The sequence below is a fragment of the Streptomyces sp. NPDC048182 genome, assembly GCF_043202555.1.
Taxonomy (GTDB): domain Bacteria; phylum Actinomycetota; class Actinomycetes; order Streptomycetales; family Streptomycetaceae; genus Streptomyces.
Genome location: NZ_JBIDAQ010000018.1, coordinates 1 through 21040, shown reverse-complemented (window position 1 = coordinate 21040; position 21040 = coordinate 1). Strand labels below are relative to the sequence as shown.

Annotated in this window: 18 protein-coding genes and 1 pseudogene; 14 read left to right on the top strand and 5 right to left on the bottom strand. The window is 74.2% G+C overall.

Annotated elements, in window-relative coordinates; translation table 11 throughout:
* Positions 1 to 48 precede the first annotated feature (48 nt).
* On the top strand, positions 49 to 528 hold the full coding sequence (locus ACGFZL_RS28260; protein WP_393695901.1) for a nucleoside deaminase: 480 nt from the start codon (positions 49 to 51) through the stop codon (positions 526 to 528).
* A gap of 213 nt (positions 529 to 741) precedes the next feature.
* Here the strand turns inward: ACGFZL_RS28260 and ACGFZL_RS28255 are convergent, their stop codons facing one another.
* The gene (locus tag ACGFZL_RS28255; protein WP_393695899.1) at positions 742 to 1062 is read right to left on the bottom strand and encodes a hypothetical protein; all 321 of its coding nucleotides are present in this window, start codon (positions 1060 to 1062) and stop codon (positions 742 to 744) included.
* Positions 1063 to 1348: 286 nt separating this feature from the next.
* Here ACGFZL_RS28255 and ACGFZL_RS28250 point away from each other — a divergent pair, with 286 nt between their 5' ends.
* The 6 genes from ACGFZL_RS28250 (at position 1349) to ACGFZL_RS28225 (ending at position 8144) form a co-directional block, all read left to right on the top strand.
* Entirely contained in the window at positions 1349 to 2095 is a 747-nt protein-coding gene (locus ACGFZL_RS28250) for a DUF6879 family protein (RefSeq protein ID WP_393695897.1), read from the top strand.
* Positions 2096 to 2105: 10 nt separating this feature from the next.
* Entirely contained in the window at positions 2106 to 2960 is an 855-nt protein-coding gene (locus tag ACGFZL_RS28245) for a helix-turn-helix domain-containing protein (RefSeq protein WP_393695895.1), read from the top strand.
* Positions 2961 to 3346: 386 nt separating this feature from the next.
* Positions 3347 to 5173 (top strand): gamma-glutamyltransferase family protein, encoded by a 1827-nt coding sequence (locus tag ACGFZL_RS28240; RefSeq protein WP_393695893.1) that lies wholly within the window; start codon positions 3347 to 3349, stop codon positions 5171 to 5173.
* A 93-nt stretch (positions 5174 to 5266) separates the two neighbouring features.
* Positions 5267 to 6127, top strand: coding sequence for an inositol monophosphatase family protein (locus ACGFZL_RS28235; protein WP_393695891.1), 861 nt, complete (start codon positions 5267 to 5269; stop codon positions 6125 to 6127).
* 98 nt (positions 6128 to 6225) lie between these two features.
* Positions 6226 to 7635 carry a phytoene desaturase family protein gene (locus ACGFZL_RS28230; RefSeq protein ID WP_393696112.1) on the top strand — a complete coding sequence of 470 codons (1410 nt, stop codon included), beginning with the start codon at positions 6226 to 6228 and terminating at the stop codon, positions 7633 to 7635.
* The gene (locus ACGFZL_RS28225) at positions 7632 to 8144 is read left to right on the top strand and encodes an O-acetyl-ADP-ribose deacetylase (protein ID WP_393695889.1); all 513 of its coding nucleotides are present in this window, start codon (positions 7632 to 7634) and stop codon (positions 8142 to 8144) included. Before ACGFZL_RS28230 ends, ACGFZL_RS28225 begins: the two co-directional genes overlap by 4 nt.
* Before the next feature lie 63 nt (positions 8145 to 8207).
* Here ACGFZL_RS28225 and ACGFZL_RS28220 read toward each other — a convergent pair.
* A pseudogene (locus ACGFZL_RS28220) lies at positions 8208 to 8414 on the bottom strand (TetR/AcrR family transcriptional regulator); the annotation flags it as partial.
* Here ACGFZL_RS28220 and ACGFZL_RS28215 point away from each other — a divergent pair.
* Together ACGFZL_RS28215 and ACGFZL_RS28210 are read left to right on the top strand one after the other, a co-directional pair.
* Entirely contained in the window at positions 8391 to 9494 is a 1104-nt protein-coding gene (locus ACGFZL_RS28215) for an FAD-dependent oxidoreductase (RefSeq protein ID WP_393695887.1), read from the top strand. The pseudogene ACGFZL_RS28220 and the gene ACGFZL_RS28215 overlap by 24 nt on opposite strands.
* Positions 9495 to 9565: 71 nt before the next feature.
* Positions 9566 to 10270: a nucleotidyltransferase domain-containing protein gene (locus ACGFZL_RS28210; protein WP_393695885.1), complete on the top strand. Its 705-nt coding sequence runs from the start codon at positions 9566 to 9568 to the stop codon at positions 10268 to 10270.
* 96 nt (positions 10271 to 10366) lie between these two features.
* On the opposite strand, the gene ACGFZL_RS28205 is transcribed toward ACGFZL_RS28210, so the two are convergent.
* Both ACGFZL_RS28205 and ACGFZL_RS28200 read right to left on the bottom strand, forming a co-directional pair.
* On the bottom strand, positions 10367 to 11785 hold the full coding sequence (locus ACGFZL_RS28205; protein WP_393695883.1) for a beta-propeller fold lactonase family protein: 1419 nt from the start codon (positions 11783 to 11785) through the stop codon (positions 10367 to 10369).
* A 129-nt stretch (positions 11786 to 11914) separates the two neighbouring features.
* Positions 11915 to 12328 (bottom strand): MarR family winged helix-turn-helix transcriptional regulator, encoded by a 414-nt coding sequence (locus ACGFZL_RS28200; RefSeq protein ID WP_393695881.1) that lies wholly within the window; start codon positions 12326 to 12328, stop codon positions 11915 to 11917.
* Between the two features lie 106 nt (positions 12329 to 12434).
* Between ACGFZL_RS28200 and ACGFZL_RS28195 the strand changes: the two genes are divergently transcribed.
* Positions 12435 to 13199, top strand: a complete 765-nt coding sequence (locus ACGFZL_RS28195; protein ID WP_393695879.1) for an alpha/beta fold hydrolase — start codon at positions 12435 to 12437, stop codon at positions 13197 to 13199.
* Here the strand turns inward: ACGFZL_RS28195 and ACGFZL_RS28190 are convergent.
* Positions 13183 to 14085 carry an NADP-dependent oxidoreductase gene (locus ACGFZL_RS28190; protein ID WP_393695877.1) on the bottom strand — a complete coding sequence of 301 codons (903 nt, stop codon included), beginning with the start codon at positions 14083 to 14085 and terminating at the stop codon, positions 13183 to 13185. The genes ACGFZL_RS28195 and ACGFZL_RS28190 overlap by 17 nt on opposite strands.
* A 69-nt stretch (positions 14086 to 14154) precedes the next feature.
* Between ACGFZL_RS28190 and ACGFZL_RS28185 the strand changes: the two genes are divergently transcribed.
* From ACGFZL_RS28185 to ACGFZL_RS28170, 4 genes are all read left to right on the top strand, one after another.
* Positions 14155 to 14733, top strand: a complete 579-nt coding sequence (locus tag ACGFZL_RS28185; protein WP_393695875.1) for a TetR/AcrR family transcriptional regulator — start codon at positions 14155 to 14157, stop codon at positions 14731 to 14733.
* Positions 14734 to 14790: 57 nt separating this feature from the next.
* Positions 14791 to 16017 carry a GDSL-type esterase/lipase family protein gene (locus tag ACGFZL_RS28180; RefSeq protein WP_393695873.1) on the top strand — a complete coding sequence of 409 codons (1227 nt, stop codon included), beginning with the start codon at positions 14791 to 14793 and terminating at the stop codon, positions 16015 to 16017.
* A gap of 103 nt (positions 16018 to 16120) precedes the next feature.
* The gene (locus tag ACGFZL_RS28175; protein ID WP_393695871.1) at positions 16121 to 20026 is read left to right on the top strand and encodes a glycoside hydrolase family 2 TIM barrel-domain containing protein; all 3906 of its coding nucleotides are present in this window, start codon (positions 16121 to 16123) and stop codon (positions 20024 to 20026) included.
* A gap of 24 nt (positions 20027 to 20050) precedes the next feature.
* Positions 20051 to 20938 carry a DUF72 domain-containing protein gene (locus ACGFZL_RS28170; RefSeq protein ID WP_393695869.1) on the top strand — a complete coding sequence of 296 codons (888 nt, stop codon included), beginning with the start codon at positions 20051 to 20053 and terminating at the stop codon, positions 20936 to 20938.
* Positions 20939 to 21040 lie beyond the last annotated feature (102 nt).

Sequence of the window (21040 nt, the reverse complement as noted above, 5' to 3'; positions counted from 1 at the left end):
ATGGGAAGATCCTTCCTCATCCAGGTTCGGCCGAGGACGGGAAGCACCATGGTGAACGACACCGACCTGCGGCACCTGCGCCGCTGCGTGGAACTGGCCGCCGAGGCCTTGGAGATGGGCGACGAGCCGTTCGGCTCCGTGCTCGTCGCCGCGGACGGCACGGTCCTCGCCGAGGACCACAACCGCGTGGCGTCCGGTGACCGGACCCGGCACCCGGAGTTCGCCCTGGCCCGCTGGGCCGCGGCGAACATGCCCCCCGAGGACCGAGCCGCAGCCACGGTCTACACCTCCGGCGAACACTGCCCCATGTGCGCCGCCGCCCACGGCTGGGTCGGCCTCGGCCGCATCGTCTACGCCAGCTCCTCCGCCCAACTGACCACCTGGCTGACCGCCCTGAACGCCCCCACCCCTCCGGTACGCCCCCTCCCGATCCAGCAGATCGTCCCCGGCCTCCCGGTGGAGGGCCCCGTCCCCGGCCTCGCTGAGCAGGTACGCGATCTGCACCACCGCTTCCACGCAGCACCGTGAGGGGAAGCGCCCCGCGAGCCACTCCGCCTGCGCGGGGACCACATCGTTCCTTGGTGCTGGCGTGAGTCGGGATGCTGCGTCGGCACGGCGCGAGCGGCGGCCGGCATGGCTCGGGGTGGACGTACACGGTGGGCGCGGCGCCCGACCCGCATTCGGGGTCGATGGCCCGGTGCTAGCCCTCGATGGGCTGACCGCAGCAGTCGCAGAGGCGGGTCATCGGCGTCCCTCCCGGACAAGTCGGTAGAGGGCCCGGATCGTCTCGCACAGCTCGGGGGCGTCGGTGCACTGCTCGCACATCGGGGCGTGCTCGAAGAGGGCGCGGTGTGCCTGCGCGCCCGCGTGCCGGCGGCAGGCGCGCGGCCACCACCGGCCGGCCTCGCCGGTCCGCTCGCCGAGGTCCACGGCCGTGTCCGCGTGCAGCTGCTCGTCGCCCCAGACGCAGACCGCGCCACGGCGCTGGTCGGGGGTGAGCGTCTCGAACGGGGGGAGAGCGAGCCTCTGTGCGACCTGCTCCGGTTGCGCCGAGGTGCTCATGCTGCGCCTCCCTGCCGGAGCGCCTGGGCCAGGCTGAGGGCGACGTCCGAGCGGACGCGGCCGAGTTCGACCAGGGCGAGGTGGGGCGAGGCGGCGTCGACGGAGGTGGCCATGCCGGGGACCGTACGGAGGGGCGACAGGCTTGTGCCATGCGATGTTCTCGAATGTTCTCGCACCTTGGCTGGATGTTCTCTCGTGTTCCCGTGCGGGCGCGCGCAAGCTGTGGAGAGGAACCTGACGCGTGGCCATGCTGAAGGCGACAGCAATCCCCCGGGAGGGAATCCCCATGGCTCGACGACTCAGGTTCACCGGCACCGACAGCAAGAACGGCGGCTGCCCGGCAGTGCACGAGGACCTCGACAGCGGTGAGATCATCGTCCAGGGGCGGCCGGTCGCCGACCCCGCGGACCTGCGCCAGCTCCAGCACCTCGGCCCGGACGACATTGCGGTGGCCGTGCCTCGCGAACTGCTCGTCAACCACGGCCCGAAGGAGATGCGACGGGTGCCTGAGCTGATCGGCCTGGAAGAGTTCGGCAGGCTCTTCCACCACTTCGAGCACTCGGCCTGGCACCTGGAGACCCGCCGCGGGTACGCCTCCGACCGTGAGGACGAGGGGTACGCCATCTTCCAGGAGACCGGCGCCGCGCCGATGGACCTGGACAGCGACTGGTGCCGGAACACCACCGCGCAGACCACCGCGGGGAAGTACGTCGGCCGCGTCCGTGTCGTCGACCAGCCGCCCACCGACGGCCAGCGCTTCCTCCTCTCCTACGCCCGCTGCAACGCGGCCACCGGCGAGGACGCCCGGAACCTGTGGCGGGCCGACGCCGAGCACGCGCACCTGCCGGACGAGGACTTCTGGCTGTTCGATTCCCGGCTCGTCGCGATCCTCCGCTTCGATGACCAGGACGTGCTCCACGACGTCGAGATCGTCACCGAGCCCGCCGAAGTCCTCCGCTACTGCCAGGCCCGCGACGCGGCGGTGCACGCCTCGATGCCGTACGACGCGTTCGCCGCGCAGCTGACCGACTGACCGGGCGCCGGTGAGCACGGACTACCAGCACGCAAGAGAGGCCCTCGGCGTTCGCCTGCGCGAGCTGCGCCTCTCCGCGGCCGGTGGCCGCCTCACCGGCCCCCGCCTCGCCGGGCGTCTCGGCTGGCCCCACTCGAAGGTGTACAAGCTGGAGGGCGGCCGGCAGACCGCCGTGGCCGACGACCTCCGCGCCTGGGCGGTGGCCGTCGGCCATCCGGACGTGACCGACGAACTCCTCGCCCGGCTAAAGGGCTTCGAGTCGCACATCCGGTCCTGGCGCCGCCAGCTCGCCGCGGGCCACCGCCCCGTCCAGGACACCTGGAACCTCGCCGTCGCTCGCGCGCGAACCATCCACGTCTTCGAGGAGTCCGTGGTCCCGGGCATGCTCCAGACTGCGGACTACGCGCGGGCCATCTTCCTTCGGTACGCCGACCTGTACGGCACCACCCGGGACACCGAGGCCGCCGTGCGGTCCCGCATGGAACGCCAGTCCTGGCTGTACCAGGGCGGTCGTCGTCTTCACACGCTCGTGTGGGAGGCCGCGCTCCACGCGCTCGTCTGCCCGCCCGCTGTGCTCGTCGCGCAGCTCGACCGGCTCGCCGGGACGATCGGCATGGACACCGTCGAGCTGGGTGTCATCCCGTTCGGGGCGTCGCTCCGGGTCCCGGCCGCGAACGGGTTCTGGATCCTCGACGAGCAGCTCGTCATCGCCGAGGACTGGCACGCCGAACTCTGGCTGGAGGACACCGAGACAGTCGCCTCCTACCTCCGAGTGTGGGAGACACTGCGGCACTCCGCGGTGTACGGGGCGGAGGCGCAGAGCGTCATCGGGCGGGCTCGGCGGGGGCTCAGCCTGCGGGCATGACGAAGCGGCCCCCGCCGCCCGCCCGAGGTGCGCCTCGTGCCAGGTGGCCTTCTCGTCGCGCTCGGCGCCGATCTGCTGGTCCTTGTCGGCGCGCAGGTCGTAACCGCACCGGTCTTCAGGACGATCGCTGAGACCACGGCGACGAGGCAGGCGAGGACGGTATTGATGAGGGGGCCTGCTGCTCGGCTGAGAGGCCAAGGCCGCAGGCGGCGGCGAGCGGCCCACCCCCGCGGGCGCCTCCCTGGTCGGGCAAGTCGCAACCGACCCAGCCCGCTTCTCCAAACGGGTTGATCACGAGCAGGACCCGATCGGTAACCTCTCGAACCAGGTCAGGCAATCAACTGATCGGACCTCCCCGCTCCCGCGACCCCCGAGGTGACGACCCCGTGTTCACCACCCGCCCCACCCTCCAAGGCACCTTCGGCATGGCCTCCTCCACCCACTGGCTGGCGTCGCAGGCCGCGATGGCCGTGCTGGAGGACGGGGGCAACGCCTTCGATGCCGCCGTCGCCGGGGCGTTCGTGCTGCATGTCGTCGAGCCGCATCTCAACGGGCCCGCCGGTGAGGTGCCGATTCTGTTCGCCAGGGCGGGGGGCGGCGTCACCGTGCTGTGTGGGCAAGGGGTCGCGCCGGCCGGGGCCACCCCGGCCCATTACCGGGGGCTCGGGCTCGACCTCGTGCCCGGGACCGGGCCGCTCGCCGCCGCCGTGCCCGGTGCCTTCGACGCCTGGATGCTGCTGCTGCGCGACCACGGGACGAAGTCCCTCGGCGAGGTGCTGAAGTACGCCATCGGGTACGCCGAGCACGGGCACCCGCCCGTCGAGCGGCTCGGGGCCACCGTCGAGACCGTGCGGGAGTTGTTCGAGACGGAGTGGACCTCCTCGGCTGCCGTCTACCTCCCGGGCGGCCACTCGCCCCGTCCCGGCGCGCTGTTCCGCAACCCCGCCCTCGCCGGCACCTGGAAGCGGTTGCTCGCCGAGACCGCCGGTGCGGGGAGTAGGGAGGCGCGGATCGACGCCGCTCGGGCGGTCTGGCGGGAGGGGTTCGTCGCCGAGGCACTCGTCCGGCAGGCCGGTCGGCTCACCATGGACACCAGTGGTGCTCGGCATCGATCCACGCTGAGCGGCGACGACCTCGCCGGGTGGTCCGCCGGCTACGAGGCGCCGGTGACCTACGACTTCGACGGCTGGACCGTGTGCAAGGCCGGGCCCTGGAGCCAGGGGCCGGTGCTGCTCCAGCAACTCGCGCTGCTGCCGAAAGAGCTGCCGGCGTACGGCTCCGCCGAGTACGTCCATCTGCTCGTCGAGGGCTCCAAGTTGGCCATGGCCGACCGCGAGGCATGGTACGGCGACGCCGCCGACGTGCCGGTCGCGGAGCTGCTCTCGCCCGCGTACAACGCCGAACGGCGCGCACTCGTCGGCGACAAGGCGTCCTTCGAGCTGCGGCCCGGCAGCCCCGGTGGGCGGGAACCACGGCTGAGCGCCCACGCCCTCGCCCCCGCCCCGGCGAGGGAGGGGTTCGACGCCCTCGGCATCGGAGAGCCGACCGTCGCCAAGGGGCCCGCCTCTCCCGTCCCCGGCGAGCCGGAGGTCGGTGCCGACGGGGGCACCCGCGGCGACACCTGCCACCTCGACGTCGTGGACCGCTGGGGAAACATGGTCGCCGCCACTCCCAGCGGCGGCTGGCTCCAGTCCAACCCGGTCGTGCCCGAACTGGGCTTCCCGCTCGGCACCCGCCTCCAGATGGCCTGGCTGGACGAGGGGCTGCCCAACACGCTCACGCCCCGCCGCCGGCCGCGCACCACGCTCACGCCCTCGCTCGCCCTGCGCGGCGGCGAACCCGTCCTCGCCTTCGGCACCCCGGGCGGCGACCAGCAGGACCAGTGGCAGCTGCACTTCTTCCTCGCCGTCGCCCTCCGCGGGCCCGTGCGCGGCGGGCTCGACCTGCAAGGCGCCATCGACGCCCCGAACTGGCACCAGGACAGCTTCCCCGGCTCCTTCTATCCGCGCGGCATGCGCGCCGGCAGCGTCACCGTGGAGGAGAGGATGCCGGTGGACGTCGTCGAGGAGCTGCGGCGGCGCGGGCACGACGTCACGGTGGGTGCGGCGTGGTCGGAGGGGCGGCTGTGCGCCGTCGCGCGGGATCCGGAGAGCGGCGTGCTGTCGGCCGCGGCCAACCCGCGCGGGATGCAGGGGTACGCCGTCGGACGTTGAGCGCCGCGAGAGGGGCAGGCGAATTCACGCCCCGTCCACCCGCCGTGCACCACCCCGCTGCGGGCTGTCAGTGCCGCGTGCTCTCATGGAGCCATGATCGAGGACAACGAAACCATCGACGAGTTTCTCGCCCGGCACACCGACGACGTCGCAGAAGCCGTCCGCAAGGCCGCCGCGCAGGAGATCATGCCGCGCTGGCGGCGGCTCGCGGAGCACGAGGTCGACCAGAAGTCCGGCCCGCACGACCTGGTCACGGACGCCGACCGCAAGGCCGAGCAGTACCTCACCGAGGTGCTCGGCGCCCTGCTGCCCGGTTCCGTGGTGGTGGGGGAGGAGGCGGTGCACGCCAACCCCGCGACGTACGAGGCGGTGCGCGGCCCGGACCCGGTGTGGATCGTCGACCCCGTCGACGGCACCCGCCAGTTCGTGCACGGCGACGCCGGCTTCTGCACCCTCGTCGCCCTCGCCCGGCACGGCACGCTCCTCGCCTCCTGGACGTACGCCCCCGTCACCGACCGCCTCGCCACCGCGATCCGCGGCCGGGGCGCCCACCTCGACGGCGAGCGGCTGTGGGCCGGCCCGCCCCAGCCCGGCCGGGAGTTGAGCGTCGCCACCTCCCACCCCGACTTCACCACCGACGAGCAGAAGCGCTCCCTGCTCGGCCTGCGCACCCCCGGCGTGGCCCCCCGCCCCTGCGGCTCGGCCGGCCTGGAGTACCTCGCGGTGGCCCGCGGCGAGCTGGACGCCACCGCCTTCAGCTGGGAGGCCGCCTGGGACCACGCGGCCGGCCTGCTGCTGGTCGAGGAGGCCGGCGGCACCCACCTCACCCGCACCGGCGAGCCCTTCCGCATCACCGGCGGCAACGAGCTGCCCTTCACGGCGGCCCGGGACGCGGCGACGGCCCACCGGGTGGTGGGCCTGCTGGCGGGGGAGGAGGCGGGGGAGGAGACCTGAGACGTGAGCCCGTCGGAGGCGGGCATATCCTGATCCCCAGGAGCCGTCCATCGGCCGACGAAGGGGTCGGCCGGCGAAGGAGTCGGAAGGTGCCGGCGATGCTCGACGCGGTCGTGGTGGGAGCGGGGCCGAACGGACTGACGGCCGCCGTGGAGCTGGCCCGCCGCGGCTTCTCCGTCGCCCTCTTCGAGGCCCGGGACACCGTCGGCGGCGGCGCCCGCACCGAGGAGCTGACCCTGCCGGGCTTCCGGCACGACCCCTGCTCCGCCGCGCACCCGCTCGGGATCAACTCCCCGGCCTTCCGCGCCCTGCCCCTGAAGCGATACGGCTTGGAGTGGCTGCACGCCGACCTGCCCATGGCGCACCCCTTCCCGGACGGCAGCGCCGCCGTGCTGTCCCGGTCGGTCGGCGAGACCGCCGCGTCCTTCGGGCCGCGCGACGCGGGCGCGTACCGCAGGCTGGTCGAGCCCTTCCTGCCCCGCTGGGACACCCTGGTCCGGGACTTCATGTCCCTGCCGGCCACCGCGCTGCCCCGCGACCCGTTCACCCTCGCCCGCTTCGGCCTGGCCGGGCTGCCGCCGTCGACCTGGCTGACCCGCCGCTTCCGCGACGAGAAGGCCAAGACCCTCTTCGCCGGCCTCGTCGCCCACGTCATGGCCCCGCTCGGCGGCTTCGCCACCGGCGCCGTCGGCCTGGTCTTCGCCCTGGCCGCGCACGCCCGCGGCTGGCCCGTCGCCCGCGGCGGCTCCCAGGCGATCTCGGACGCCCTCGCCGCGTACTTCGAGGACCTCGGCGGCGCCGTCCACACCGACTACGAGGTCAAGCGCCTGGACGACCTGCCGCCGGCCCGGGCCTACGTCTTCGACACCTCACCCACCGCCCTCGCCCGCATCGCCGGCCTCGGCGACACCTACGCGCGCTACCGCTACGGACCCGGCGTCTTCAAGCTCGACTACGCCCTGGACGGCCCCGTGCCCTGGACCGCCGAGGAGCCCCGGCGGGCCGGCACCGTGCAGATCGGCGCCGACAGCGCGGAGATCGGCACCGCCCTGCGCGCCGCCTCCCGCGAGGGCCGTGCCCCGGAGCGGCCGTTCCTCATCACCGTCCAGCCCAGTGTCATGGACCCGACCCGGGCGCCGGCCGGCCGGCACGTCTTCTGGGCCTACGGACACGTCCCGAACGGCTGGACCGGCGACCTCACCGACGCCGTCGAGCGCCAACTGGAGCGTTTCGCCCCCGGCTTCCGCGACCGCGTCCTCGCCCGCGCCACCGCGGGGCCGCCCGAACTGGCCGCCCGCAACGCCAACTACGTCGGCGGCGACATCGCCACCGGCGCGGTCTCCGGGCTCCAGCTGCTGCTGCGCCCCAAGGCCACCCCGTTCCCGTACGCCACCGCGCACCCGGCCGTCTTCCTCTGCTCCTCGGCCACCCCGCCGGGCCCCGGGGTACACGGCATGTCCGGCCACAACGCGGCGAAGGCCGTCTGGCGAAGGCTGAGGCAGACATGACGACCACGATCCATCTCACCCGGGGCGACATCACCCGCGTCGACGCCGACGCGATCGTCAACGCGGCCAACTCCTCGCTCCTGGGCGGCGGAGGCGTGGACGGCGCCATCCACCGGCACGGCGGCCCCGCGATCCTGGAGGAGTGCCGCGCCCTGCGCGCCTCCCACTACGGCAAGGGCCTGCCCGCCGGCCAGGCCGTCGCCACCACGGCCGGCGAGCTGCCGGCGCGCTGGGTGATCCACACCGTCGGCCCCGTCTGGGCGGCCTCCGAGGACCGCTCCGACCTCCTCGCCTCATGCCACCGGGAGTCCCTCCGGGTGGCCGACGAACTCGGCGCGCGGACGGTCGCGTTCCCCGCGATCTCCACCGGCGTCTACCGCTGGCCCCTGGAGGACGCCGCCCGCATCGCCGTCGAGACCGTGCGCTCCACGCCGACGGCCGTCGAAGAGGTGCGGTTCGTGCTCTTCGACGACCGGGCCTACGAGGCGTTCAGCCGGCAGGCCGGCTGATCCCGGCGGTCACCGCAGGGCCGTGATACCGGCCAGGACGAGGTCCACGCCCGCCAGGAACTACTCGCGGTCGTCGTGGTCGCGGAGCTGTCCGGCGACGGCCCGGGTGAAGGCGTACTCCGCCGGGTCGAGCCGCTCCCACGCGCTCGACGCCGCGTCCAGGAAGCCGGCGCGGGTCTCGCGGGGGCCGAGCGCGCGTCCGCTCTCGCTGTTCGCCGCGTTCTGCCCGGCGGCGCCGAAGACGTAGTGCATCAGGGCCGAGGTGGGCTCCCCCTCGCCCGCATCCTGCACGTCAACGGCATCCCGTCCGCCGTCCACGAGGCGGACCCCTCGCCCACGTCCCGCCCGCAGGGCGGCATGCTCGACATCCACGAGCACAACGGCCGGCCGGCCCTGGCCGCCGCCGGACTCACCGACGGATTCCGCGCCCTCGTCCTGGAGGGCCGGCAGGCCTCCCGGGCCCTCGCCCCGGACGGCGGCGTCCTGCTCGACGAGCCCGACGACGGCACGGGCGCCCGCCCCGGGGTCCAGCGCGGCGAGCTGCGCCGGCTCCTGCTCGACTCGCTGCCCGCCGGCACGGTGCGCTGGGGTCACAAGGTGACCGGCGTCCGCGCACTCGGCGAGGGCCACCACGAGGTGGCCTTCGCGAACGGCACCCGCGTCGAGACCGGCCTGCTCGTCGGAGCGGACGGCGCCTGGTCGCGGGTGCGGCCGCTGCTGTCGTCCGCGAAGCCGGTCTACACCGGGACCTCGTTCATCGAGACCTACCTCCACGACGCCGACACCCGGCACCCGGTGGCGGCGAAGGCCGTCGGCGGCGGGGCGATGTACGCGCTGGCACCGGGCAAGGGCATCCAGGCCCACCGCGAGGCGGGCGGCACGCTGCACACCTACGTGGCCCTCCAGAAGCCGATGGCCTGGTTCGAGGCCATCGACCTCGCCGACCCCGGAGCCGTCGCAGGGGTCGTCGCGCGGGAGTTCGGGGACTGGGCGGGCGAGCCGACGGCGCTGTTCACCGACGGCGGGACGACGCCGGTGCTGCGCCCCCCGCACACCCTGCCCGCCGACCACCGCTGGGACCGCGTACCCGGTGTCACCCTGCTCGGCGACGCCGCGCACCTCATGATCCCCTCCGGGGAGGGCGCCAACCTCGCCATGTTCGACGCCGCCGAGCTGGGCAAGGCCCTCGCCGCCCACCCGGGCGACACCGAGACCGCCCTCGCCGCCTACGAACGCGACCTCTTCCCCCGCAGCGCCGAGGAGGCGCACGAGGCCGACCACCTCCACGAGCTGATGTCGGGCCCCGACTCCCCGCACGGGCTGCTGAACCTCATCGCCCCTCGGCGGTAGCCGGCCGCGCCCGCCCGGACGTCTGGCACCGGCCCTGGCCCGGGTCCGGCGCCGCCACCTATGCTCCGATCATGGACGACCCCGTACCCACCGCCCGCGAACTGGTGCGGGACCGGTTCCCCGCCGCCCGGGCGGCCTTCCTCGCCGGCAGCGTGCTGACCGACCGCCGGACGCCCACCTCCGACCTGGACATCGTCGTCCTCCTGCACGGGTCGTCCGGCCTCGGCCGGGAGAACCTGGTGTACCGCGGCTGGCCGGTGGAGCTGTTCGTGCAGAACGAGGCCGTCTGGCACGGATTCGCCGACCGGGAGACCGCGAAGCGGAGTTCGCCGCTGCTCGCCATGTGCGCCGCGGGGCTGCTCCTCGTGGACGCGGACGGGCTCGGCGCCGCGCTGCAGGCCGAGGCGCGGGAACGGCTGGCCGCGGGCCCGCCGCCGCTCTCGGACGCCGAGCGGGACCACCAGCGGTACTTCCTGACCGACCTGCTCGACGACCTGCGCGGCTGCACGGACCCCGCCGAGCGGCTGTACCTGGTGGCGCACACGCTGCAGCGCGCGTCGGAGTTCGCCCTCCTGGCCGGCGGGCACTGGCTCGGCGGGGGCAAATGGCTGTCCCGGCGGCTGGCCGACGCCGACCCCGCGACCCACCGGGCGCTGTCCGAGGCCGCCGCGCGGGCGATCGCCGGGGACGGCGGCACGGAGGGCTTCGCCATGGTCGTGACCGAGGTGCTGAACCTCGGCGGCGGCCCGCTGTGGGAGGGGTACGCCGTGCGGTGAGCGGGCGGTGCGCGTCCCCTGCCGGAAACGCGCACGCCCCGGGCCCGCGGGCCGAACCGCGTACGGCTCGCCCTGCCGGCCCGGGACGCCGAGCACTCAACGGCAGTTGATGACGAGTGACGTGACCACGGTGCAGGTGCGGACGGCGGTGTCGTTGGCGGGTTCCGGGTCGGTGGGGGAACTGGCGGTGCGCGTCGCGGTGACGGTGTAGGGCAGGCCCAGGGTGAGCGTGCCGACGGGGACGCTGAAGGCGCGCGTGGCGGTGGCGCCGGGTGCCAGGGCTCCCAGCGTGCAGGTGACCTTGGCCGCGGCGGTGGCGCAGGAGCCGCTGGTGGCGGCCATCGCGGCCGGGAGGGCGGCCGTGACGGTGGCGGAGGTCAGGGCCGAGGGGCCGTTGTTGGTGACGGACAGGGTGTAGTCGATACGTCCGCCCAGCAGGCCGGGGACGCCGGTGGCCGTCAGCGCCACGGCCAGGTCGGCGCGGGCGGGCAGGGGAGCGAAGGCGATCCCGGCCGGACGGCTGCCGACGGTGAGGGTGGACGCGACGGTGCTGGTGGCGGCGGCGATCACCGTCACCGTGTCGCTGCCGGCGTCGGTGACGTACGCCCGGGTGCCGTCCGGGGTGAAGGCCACGGCCTCCGGTCCGGGCCCGGCCGGGACCGTCGCGGTGACCTGGCCGGTCGACGTGCCGATCACCGAGACGGAGTTGCTGCCGCTGTTGGCGACGTGGACGCGGGTGCCGTCCGGCGAGACCGCCACTCCGTGGGGGGCGGTGCCGACCCGGATGAGCGAGGCCACCGTCGCCGTGGCCGTGTCGACCACGGCGACCGAGCCGCCGTTGACGAGGGCGACGTAGGCGTGGCCGCCGGCCGGGTCGAAGGCCAGGCCGTACGCGTGCGCGGGCAGGGGGATGGAGCCGGTGACGGTGTCCGTGGCGGTGCTGATCACCCACAGCGTGTTGGTGTCGCTGTCGTTGGTGACGTAGACCTGGGTGCCCGCCGGGTTCACGGCCACGGCGACGGGGCGGACGCCCACGGCGAGGGTGGCGGTGACGGCATTGGTCGCCGTGCTGATCACGGAGACGGTGTTGTCGCCCAGGTTGGTGACGTACACCCGGGCGCCGTCGGGAGTGACGGCCACCGCGTACGGCAGGGCGCCGACCGGGACGGTGGCGGTCACGGCCCCGGTGGCGGTGCTGATCACGGAGACCGTGCCGCTGTCGGTGTCGGCGACGTACGCCCTGGTGCCGGCCGGGTCCACGGCCACACCGTGGGGTGAGGCGCCCACCGGGACGGTGGACGTGGTGGTGCCGCTGCCGCTGTCGACCACCGAGACGGTGCCGGAGCCGCTGTTGGCGACGTACGCCAGGGGACCGGCCGGGTCGGCGGCGGCGGCGACGTCGGCGGTGGCCAGGCCGGCCACGCCGGTGGCGGCCAGGAACATGCTCACCACCAGGGCGGAGAGCCGGCGCCGCGGTCTGGCGCGTAATGGACGGACGAGCAAGGTCACGAACATCGGGGTCCCTTCCTCCGGGTCCGCACCGCCCCGGTGGTGGCCTTGAGGGCCCCGTGCGCCGGGGGTGCGGTCACACGGTCCCACCTCGGGCCGCCGACCCGCCACCGTCCGGCGGCGGCCGGTCCGAGGTCAGTCGGCGGCGGCCTTGAGCAACAGCTCGTGCAGCGTGGCCAGTTCGCCGGGGGAGAGCCGACCCAGGGTCGCGGTCAGCACCCCCTCCACCACCTCGGCCCCCGCGCGGTACGCCGCCTCGCCCTCCTCGGTGAGGTGGTGCCGCACGGCGCGCCCCGCGCCCTCCTGCCGGCTGATCAGGCCGCGGTCGGCCATGCGGCGGGCCAGCTCGCCCATCGACTGGTCCGTCTGGAAGGTGAGCTGGGCCAGTGCGTGCAGCGAGGCGTCCGGCCGCTGGTGGAGGTGGCGGAGCACGTCCCACTGGACGAGGGACAGCCCCGTGGCCGCGCCCAGCGCCCTGTTGTTCTCGCGGTGGTGGCGCCACTGGAGCCGTTTGACGGCGAGCCCCACGTCCTGCAACGACGGTGTCATCCGGCTAGCTTAGCAAGGAACCTTATCTAAGGAACCTTGCCAAGGGCGTGGAGTTGTAACTAAGGTTCCTTACCTAGCAACCCGCACTCGGCAGATGGAGCCCCACATGAACACCCTCACCGTCGACGGCACGCCCGTCGCCCACACCGACCACGGAACGGGCCGTCCCGTACTCCTCCTCCACGGCGGCGGCGGGCCGGCCACGGTCGAGCCCTGGGCGCGGCGGCTGGCCGCCTCCCGCGATGCCCGGGTCGTCACCCCTGTGCACCCCGGCTTCGACGGCACCCTGCGCCCCCAGTCCCTGACCTCGGTCGCCGGCCTCGCCGCGCTCTACGCCGGCCTCCTGGAGCGCCTCGACCTGCGCGACGTGACCGTGGTCGGCAACTCTGTCGGCGGGTGGATCGCCGCCGAGCTGGCCGTCCTGGCCCCGGGGCGGGCCGGCCGCTACGTCGTCGTCGACGGTGTCGGGGCGCGGGTCCCCGGGCATCCCGTCGCCGACTTCTTCTCCCTCACCCCCGCCGAGGTGGCCGACCTGGCCTACGCCGACCCCGCGGCCCACTTCGTCCACCCCGACGCGCTCCCGCCCGCCGCCCGGGAGGCGCTGCCCGGCAACCGGGCCGCCCTGGAGCTGTACGCCGGCCGCGCCATGAGCGACGACACGCTGCTCGACCGGCTCGCGCGGGTCACCGACCCGGCGCTGGTGGTGTGGGGCGAGGCCGACCGCGTCGTCACCCCCGCCTACGGGCGGGCGTTCGCCGAAGCCATCCCCGGCGCCGCGTACGCCCTGATCCCGGACGCGGGCCACCTCCCGCAGATCGAGCGGCCCGAGCGACTCGCCGACCTGGTGTGGGGCTTCACGAGCCGCCGATGACGATGACCCGGCGCCCGCGCGTGTGGCCGGCCCGGCTGTCCCGGTGGGCCGCCGCGGCCTCGGCCAGCGTGTACGACTTCTCGACCGGGATGTGCAGCCTGCCCCGCGCGATGAGGTCCGCGGCCTCGGCGAGGGCGTCCGGCACGCTCCCGGCCGCGCCCGAGAACCGGACGCCGAGGCCCGGGGCCCCGAGGTCGGCGATGGAGACCACCTTGCGCGGGTCCCCGGTCAGCTCGACCAGCTCGCGGATCACACCCGAGCCGGCCAGGTCGAGGGCCGCGTCGACGGTGCCGAGCCCCCGCACCCGGTCGACCCAGCCCTCGCCGTACGTCGTGGCGAGGGCGCCCAGGCCGCGCAGGTACTCCTGGTTCGCGGCCCCGGCCGTGCCGATCACCTTGACGCCCCGCTCCCGGGCGATCTGCAGCACCGCCGATCCGACGCCTCCCGACGCCCCGCTGACCAGCAGCGTCTGCCCGGACCGCACGCCGACCTCGCGGACGACGCGCAGCGCCGTCTCCACCACGGAGGGGTATCCGGCCGCCTCCGCGAAGGTCAGCCCCGCGGGCAGGTGGGCCCAGGCCGAAAGCACGGCGAACTCGGCGTAGGTGCTCGCCCCCTCGCCGAACACGGCGTCACCGACCGCGACCCCCTCGACGCCCGCACCGACCTCGTCCACCACCCCGGCGGCGTCGAGGCCGACCCCGGCGGGCAGCGAGAGCGGATGCGCTCCCAGGATCTGGCCCTCGCGCAGCCTCCAGTCGACGGGGTTCACCCCCGCCGCCCGCACGGCGACGCGAATGCGGCCGGGACCCGCGTGGGGCTCCTCGGCGTCGATCAGCTGGAGGACCTCGGGGCCGCCGAACTCGGCGAAGCTCACTTTCTTCATGCCCCGACCGTAACCCTAACGGTTAGCGTTTCACAACGGTTCCAGTTTCACACTTGATAGCGTGAGCGCATGACCGTGCCGACCGGACGTCGCGAACGCAAGAAGGCCGCGACGCGCCAGAAGATCGCCGACACCGCCCTGCGGCTCTTCCTGGAGCGCGGGTACGACGCCGTGGGCATCCGCGAAGTGGCCGCCGAGGCCGACGTGGCCGTCACCACGCTGTTCGCCCACTTCGCCTCCAAGGAGGCCCTGGTCTTCGAGCGGGACGACGACTTCGAGCGGCGCCTCGAGCGGGCCGTCGCCGACCGTGCGCCGGACGAGCCGCTCGTGCCCGTGCTGCGCCGTGAGATCCACGCCCTGGTGCGCCACTGCACGGCGGAGGGGGCCGCCCCGGTCTGGCGCATGATCGACGACTCCCCCGACCTGCGGGAGTACGAGGAGTCGATGCGGCTGCGCCATGCGGACTCGCTGGCCGCCGCCATCGCCGCCGACGCCGGCCCGGCCCGGTCCGCGACGGCGTGCCGGACGCTCGCGAGGTTCACGGTCGACGCCTACTCGCTGGCCCGCGAGGCCCACGATCCGGACGGTGCGGTGGACGAGATCTTCCGGATGATCGAGGCGGCCTGGGAGGTCGCCGGTGGCCGGTAGAAGGACGCTTGCCTAAAACCTTTAGGAAGAAACCGAACAGGGCTGTAGGGTCGCGCCATGAGTCATCAGCCCGACTGGATCACCACCCCCCTCACCCCCGCCCTCCTCCGCGGCCACCTCGACCTGGAGCGCACCCCGCACGGCCTGCTCCCGCACCGGCTGCCCGGCCGGGCCCGCCGCCAGATCCCCGACCAGCAGCTCGCCGTGGTCGAGGCGCAGCCCTCCGGGGTGCGGCTGGTCTTCCGTACCCGGGCCACCGCCGTGGAGCTGGACACCCTGCCCACCAAGCGGGTCTACGAGGGCTTCCCGCCCCCGGCCGACGGCGTCTACGACCTGCTGGTCGACGGCCGCCTCGCCGCGCAGGCCACCGTCGCCGGCGGGAACGTCCGCCTGATCACGGACATGGTCACGCAGCGGGCGGAGCTGCGCGAGGGGCCCGCCGGCACCGCCCGGTTCACCGGCCTGCCGGCACGCGACAAGGACGTCGAGATCTGGCTGCCGCACACCGAGATCACCGAGCTGATCGCCCTGCGCACCGACGCCCCCGTCGAGCCCGCCCCGGACCGAGGGCGCCGGGTGTGGCTGCACCACGGCAGCTCCATCAGCCACGGCTCGAACGCCGAACACCCCACCGGGACCTGGCCGGCCCTCGCCGCGGCCGGCGGCGGCGTGGAGCTGGTCAACCTCGGTTTCGGGGGCAGCGCGCTGCTCGACCCGTTCACCGCCCGCGCGATGCGGGACACCCCCGCCGACCTGATCAGCGTCAAGCTCGGCATCAACATCGTCAACGCCGACGCGATGCGCCTGCGCGCCTTCGGCCCCGCCGTCCACGGCTTCCTGGACACCCTCCGCGAGGGCCATCCGCACACCCCGCTGCTGGTCGTCTCGCCCATCCTCTGCCCGATCCACGAGGACACCCCCGGCCCCACGGCCCCCGATCCCGCCGACGGGACTCCGCGGTTCAAGGCCGCCGGCGACCCCGCCGAACGCGCCTTCGGGAAGCTGACCCTCGCCGTCATCCGCGCCGAGCTGGCCCGCATCGTCGCCGAGCGGTCCGCCGACGACCCGCACCTGCACCACCTCGACGGCCGCGAGCTGTACGGCGAGCGGGACCACGCCGAGCTGCCCCTGCCCGACGCACTGCACCCCGGCCCCGAGGCGCACCGCCGCATCGGCGAGAACTTCGCCCGGCTCGTGTTCGGTACAGGTGGCGCGTTCGCCGCCGGAGCACCCGCCTCCGAGGAGCACCTCCCCACGATCCAACAGATCCGACGGGGTGATTGATTCGGTTGTGTTCGGGTCCTAGGGTGACCCTGGTCCTGCGACCCCAGCGTGCGAAGAGCTCTCCCCACGAGCCCCCACGGAAGCACACGGAAGGCCCACGGTCATGCCGCACTCGCCCGTGTCACCCGCCGCCCCCCACCCCCGCGTCCCGGTCAGCCGGCGCCGTCTCCTGGAAGGCGGCGCCGCCGTCCTCGGCGCCCTCGCCCTGCCCGCCGCCTCCGGTGCCGCGCGGGCGGCCACCGGCCCCGCGCCGGCCGAAGGCACCCCCGCCTGGGCCGACTTCGGCGTCTTCCAGCTCGGCACCGAGCCCCCGCACACCACGCTCATGCCGTACGCCGACACCGAACAGGCCCTGGCCGGCGACCGCACCCGCTCGCCCTACCGGCTCGGCCTCGACGGCCCCTGGAAGTTCGCCTACGCCGACCGCCCCGACGACCGGGACCCCGACTTCCACCGCACCGACACCGACGACAGCGACTGGGAGACCATCCCCGTGCCGTCCGTGTGGCAGCTGCACGGCCACGACCGCCCGATCTACCTGAACGTCACCTACCCCTACTGGGGCCCCAACGGCCGCGGCGAGGAGCCCCGGCCGCCCGCCGCCCCGACCCGCCACAACCCGGTCGGCCAGTACCGGCGCACCTTCACCGTGCCCCGCCACTGGACGGGCCGGCGGACCTTCCTGCACTTCGAGGGCGTCAAGTCCGCCCACTACGTGTGGATCAACGGCGAACTCGTCGGCTACCACGAGGACTCGTACACCCCCGCCGAGTACGACATCACCGAGCACCTGAGGCCCGGCACCAACCAGATCGCCGTCGAGGTCTACCGCTACGCCGACGGCGACTGGCTGGAGGACCAGGACATGATCCGGCTGAGCGGCATCTTCCGCTCGGTCCACCTCTACTCGACCCCCGCCGTGCACCTGCGCGACTTCCGCCTCGACACCCCGCTGGACGACGCCTACACCGACGCCGAACTCGACGTCACCGCGCACGTGCGGGCGTACGGCGGCGCCACCGGCCGGTACACCGTGGAGACCCAGCTCTACGACCGGCGCGGCCACGCCGTCTGGTCCCGCCCGCTGCGCCAGAGCGCCGACCTCGGCACGGTCCGCGCCGGCGAGGACGTCACCGTACGGGCGGCGAAGCCGGTGCGGGCGCCCGACCTGTGGTCCGCCGAGCAGCCGCACCTCTACACCGCCGTGCTGCGGCTGCGCGACCCGGCCGGCAAGGTGGTGGAGACCCTCTCGCACCGCGTCGGCTTCCGCGAGTTCGCGCTCAGGGACGGCCTGATGCGCATCAACGGCCGGCCGGTCTCCCTGCGCGGCACCAACCGCCACGAGATGCACCCCGAGCGCGGCACCGCGCTCACCCGCGAGGACCTCGTCGGCGACATCACGCTCATCAAGCGGCTGAACATCAACAGCGTCCGCACCTCGCACTACCCCAACAGCCCGCTGTGGTACGAACTCGCCGACGAGTACGGCCTCTACCTCGTCGACGAGACCAACCTGGAGACCCACGGCATCCGCGACGAGTACCCCGGCGACCACCCGGACTGGACCCGCGCCTGCGTCGCCCGCGCGCAGAACATGGTGCACCGCGACAAGAACCACGCCTCGGTCGTCATCTGGTCGCTCGGCAACGAGGCCGGCGGCGGCAGCACCTTCACCGCCATGCACGACTGGATCCGCTCCTACGACACCACGCGCGTCATCCAGTACGAGGGCGACGACCGCCCCGGCGTCAGCGACATCCGCTCGGAGATGTACGACACCCCCGCCCGCGTCGAGCAGCGCGCGCTGGACGGCTCCGACACCCGGCCCTACGTGATGATCGAGTACGCCCACTCGATGGGGAACTCCACCGGCAACCTCAAGGAGTACTGGGACGTCGTCCGCGCCCACGACGTCCTCCAGGGCGGCTGGATCTGGGACTTCGTCGACCAGTCGCTCACCTGGCCCGTCCCCGACCGCACCCTGCTCACCGAGACAGGACCCGGCCGCATCCGCGGCGAGATCCAGAACCCCAGCGGCGGCCTCGACCCGAGGACCGGCCTGCACGGCGGCACCGTCTTCGCGCGCGACGCGAGCCTGGACCTCACCGGCTCCCTCACCCTGGAAGCCTGGATCACCCCCGACGTGCTCGGCTACCACCAGCCGGTCATCGCCAAGGGCGACACCCAGTACGCGCTCAAACAGAACGGCCGCACCCTGGAGTTCTTCATCCACGCCGGCGGACAGTGGGCCACCGCCACCTGGCCGCTCCCCGACGACTGGACCGGCACCGAGCACCACATCGCCGGAGTCTTCGACGCCGAGGCAGGCACCCTCACCCTCCACGCCGACGGCACCCAGCGTGCCAGCGCCGCCACCACCCTGCGCCCCGCCGTCAACACGGCGGCCCTCTCCCTCGCCACCGACGTCGACAACCCGGTCCGCGAGTTCAGCGGCACCATCCGCCGCGCCGCCGTCCACGCCCGCCCCCTCACCGCCGCCCAACTCGCCGACACGGGACGCGGACCCGGCGACGACGGCGTCCGCTTCTGGTTCGACGCCGCCACCGCCGAGGTCACCAGGAAGCGCCCCAAGGACAGGACCTTCTTCGCCTACGGCGGCGACTGGGGCGACAACCCCAACGACGGCGCCTTCGCCGCCGACGGCATCGTGACCGCCGACCGCGGCCACACCGGCAAGGCCACCGAGGTCAAACGCGTCTACCAGGCCATCCACGCCACCCGCCGCCCCGGCGGCGACCCCGGCGCCGTCACCCTCACCAACGAGTACCTCTTCACCGACCTGCGCGCCTACGACGGCCACTGGGCGCTGGTCGCCGACGGGCGCACCGTCCGGCGCGGACGCCTCACCCGCGACCAACTCGCCGTGGAGCCGCGGTCGCACAGGGACATCACCCTGCCGGTGCGCCCACCGGCCGACCCGGAGCCCGGCACCGAGTACTTCCTCGAACTCTCCTTCACCACCCGGGAGTCCACGCCCTGGGCGAAGGCCGGCTTCGAGGTGGCCCGCGAGCAACTCCCGCTGGACTCGGGCGCCCCGGCCGTCACCCCCGTACGCCTCGCCACCGTGCCGGCCCTGCGCCACGAGGAGCGCGAGGGGCATGTCACCGTGCGGGGGCGGGACTTCTCCGTCACCCTCGACAAGCGCTCGGGCACCCTCACCGACTACCGGGCCGCCGGCACCCGGCTGCTCACCTCCGGTCCCGTGCCCAACTTCTGGCGCGCGCCCACCGACAACGACCGCGGCAACGGCCAGCACGTCCGCAACCAGACCTGGCGCGACGCGGGCACCCGCCGCCGGGTGACCGGCGTCGCGGTGCGCGCCCTCGGCGGCGACCGGGCCGTCGAGATCAAGGTCACCGGCACGCTGCCCACCACCGTCGAGTCGGCGTACACCACCACGTACACGGTGTTCGGCAACGCCGAGATCCGCGTCGACCACACCCTCCACCCCGGCGCCGCGAGCCTGCCCTACCTCCCCGAGGTCGGCTCCCTGCTGTTCCTGCCGCGCGGCCTCGACCGCCTGCGCTACTACGGTCGCGGCCCCGAGGAGAACCACTGGGACCGCAACGACGGCACCGACGTGGGCCTGTGGTCGTCCACCGTGGACGAGCAGTGGACGCCCTACATCCGGCCGCAGGAGAACGGCAACAAGACCGACGTCCGCTGGATCGCCCTCACCGACGGCCGCGGCCGGGGCCTGCTCGCCACCGGCGAGCCCCTGCTGGAGGCGAACGCCTCCCGCTTCACGCCGGAGGACCTGTCCACCGGCGTCCGGCACGCCCACCAGCTCACCCCGCGCGACGCGGTCGTCCTGCGCCTGAACCACCGGCAGATGGGCGTCGGCGGCGACAACAGCTGGGGCGCCCACACCCACGACGCGTACAAGCTGTTCGCCGACCGGGACTACGCCTACACCTACCGGCTGCGCCCGCTGACGGACCCGGAGGAGGCGGCGGCCCTGTCCCGCCGGCCGACGGCGCTGGAGTAGCGGGAGCCGGGGTAACCGGGCCCCATGGGAGACATCCGGGTGGGCGCCTGTTCCTGGACGGACCGTCAGCTCGTGGCGAGCGGCTGGTACCCGCCGGGGCGGCGGGACGCCGAGGGGCGGCTGCGGCACTACGCGACGCGGCTGCCCGTCGTGGAGGTGGACGCCGGGTACTACGCGCTGCCCAGCCGCCGCAACAGCGACCTGTGGGTGGAGCGCACGCCGGACTCCTTCCGCTTCGACGTGAAGGTCTTCTCGCTGCTCACCGGCCACCCCACCCGCCCCGAGGCGCTCCCCGCCGACCTGCGCGCCCGGCTCGGCGGCGCCGACCTCGCGGCGCTGCGGCGCGGCCGGGCGGGCGACGCCCTCCTCGACGAGGTGTGGGAGCGCTTCGCCGACGCGGTCGAGCCGCTGCGGGCGGCCGGCCGCCTCGGGGCGGTGCTGTTCCAGTTCCCGCCCTGGTTCGCGCCGGGACCCGCCGCCGAGGACGCCCTGCGGGAGTGCGCGCGCCGCACCGCCGGCCGGCCGCTCGCCGTCGAGTTCCGGCACCCGGGCTGGTGGACTGCCGCCGAGGCCGACGCCACGGCCGCGCTGCTCGCCGGGCTCGACGCCACCGCCGTCGGCGTGGACACCGTCCAGGGGGCCGCCGGTTCCCTGCCGCCGGTGCTGCCCGTCACCCGCCCCCGCCTCGCCGTCGTCCGCTTCCACGGCCGCAGCCCGGCCTGGGGGAGGGGCAGCAAGGAGGACCGCTTCCGCCACGACTACGACGTGACCGAGCTGGCCGCCTGGGTGCCCCGGCTGCGCCGGGCGGCCCGGCGCACGGACGAACTGCACGTACTGTTCAACAACTGCTGCGCCGACGCGGCGGTGCGGGCGGCGGAGACGATGCGGGGCCTGCTGGCGACGCCCGCGTGAAACGGGGCCTAGGTGTATTGACCCGCAGCGTTGTTCACACGGCTGATCGGTGGCTTGCCTCCGAGTGCGGTGTGGCCGCGGTGGTGGTTGTAGGTGTGCAGG

Bases quoted from the DNA above. Each gene is read 5' to 3' on its own strand.
- ACGFZL_RS28260 (WP_393695901.1), top strand. From the start codon at position 49: ATGGTGAACGACACCGACCTGCGGCACCTGCGCCGCTGCGTGGAACTG.
- ACGFZL_RS28255 (WP_393695899.1), bottom strand. From the start codon at position 1,062: ATGAGCACCTCGGCGCAACCGGAGCAGGTCGCACAGAGGCTCGCTCTC.
- ACGFZL_RS28250 (WP_393695897.1), top strand. From the start codon at position 1,349: ATGGCTCGACGACTCAGGTTCACCGGCACCGACAGCAAGAACGGCGGC.
- ACGFZL_RS28235 (WP_393695891.1), top strand. From the start codon at position 5,267: ATGATCGAGGACAACGAAACCATCGACGAGTTTCTCGCCCGGCACACC.
- ACGFZL_RS28230 (WP_393696112.1), top strand. From the start codon at position 6,226: ATGCTCGACGCGGTCGTGGTGGGAGCGGGGCCGAACGGACTGACGGCC.
- ACGFZL_RS28225 (WP_393695889.1), top strand. From the start codon at position 7,632: ATGACGACCACGATCCATCTCACCCGGGGCGACATCACCCGCGTCGAC.
- ACGFZL_RS28210 (WP_393695885.1), top strand. From the start codon at position 9,566: ATGGACGACCCCGTACCCACCGCCCGCGAACTGGTGCGGGACCGGTTC.
- ACGFZL_RS28205 (WP_393695883.1), bottom strand. From the start codon at position 11,785: ATGTTCGTGACCTTGCTCGTCCGTCCATTACGCGCCAGACCGCGGCGC.
- ACGFZL_RS28200 (WP_393695881.1), bottom strand. From the start codon at position 12,328: ATGACACCGTCGTTGCAGGACGTGGGGCTCGCCGTCAAACGGCTCCAG.
- ACGFZL_RS28195 (WP_393695879.1), top strand. From the start codon at position 12,435: ATGAACACCCTCACCGTCGACGGCACGCCCGTCGCCCACACCGACCAC.
- ACGFZL_RS28190 (WP_393695877.1), bottom strand. From the start codon at position 14,085: ATGAAGAAAGTGAGCTTCGCCGAGTTCGGCGGCCCCGAGGTCCTCCAG.
- ACGFZL_RS28185 (WP_393695875.1), top strand. From the start codon at position 14,155: ATGACCGTGCCGACCGGACGTCGCGAACGCAAGAAGGCCGCGACGCGC.
- ACGFZL_RS28180 (WP_393695873.1), top strand. From the start codon at position 14,791: ATGAGTCATCAGCCCGACTGGATCACCACCCCCCTCACCCCCGCCCTC.
- ACGFZL_RS28175 (WP_393695871.1), top strand. From the start codon at position 16,121: ATGCCGCACTCGCCCGTGTCACCCGCCGCCCCCCACCCCCGCGTCCCG.
- ACGFZL_RS28170 (WP_393695869.1), top strand. From the start codon at position 20,051: ATGGGAGACATCCGGGTGGGCGCCTGTTCCTGGACGGACCGTCAGCTC.